The organism is Pseudomonas sp. K5002, from assembly GCF_013386655.1.
GTDB lineage: Bacteria > Pseudomonadota > Gammaproteobacteria > Pseudomonadales > Pseudomonadaceae > Aquipseudomonas.
The window spans coordinates 1-326 of sequence record NZ_JACARK010001595.1; the positions used below are offsets into that span (position 1 = coordinate 1).

The window sequence follows — 326 nt, forward strand, 5'->3', positions numbered from 1 at the left end:
CCGGCGGCTGCTTCTGGGGCGTGCAGGGTGTGTTCCAGCATGTACAAGGGGTGAAAAACGCCGTCTCCGGCTATGACGGCGGCGCGGCGAGCACCGCGCAGTACGAAAGCGTCAGCGGCGGCGATACCGGCCACGCCGAGTCCGTCGCCGTGACCTACGACCCAAGCAAGGTCAGCTACGGCAAGCTGCTGCAGATCTACTTCTCGGTCGCTCACAACCCCACGGAACTCAACCGCCAGGGCCCGGACAGCGGCACCCAGTACCGCTCGGCGATCTTTGCCCAGAACGCCGAACAGCAAAAAGTCGCCCAGGCCTACATCGCCCAG

1 protein-coding gene is annotated in these 326 nt (G+C 65.3%); it reads left to right on the forward strand.

Going from position 1 to position 326, the window contains the following annotated elements:
* Nucleotides 1-326 (forward strand): peptide-methionine (S)-S-oxide reductase MsrA (msrA, locus tag HX846_RS38165; RefSeq protein ID WP_178967572.1); only part of this gene is annotated, 326 nt, incomplete at both ends.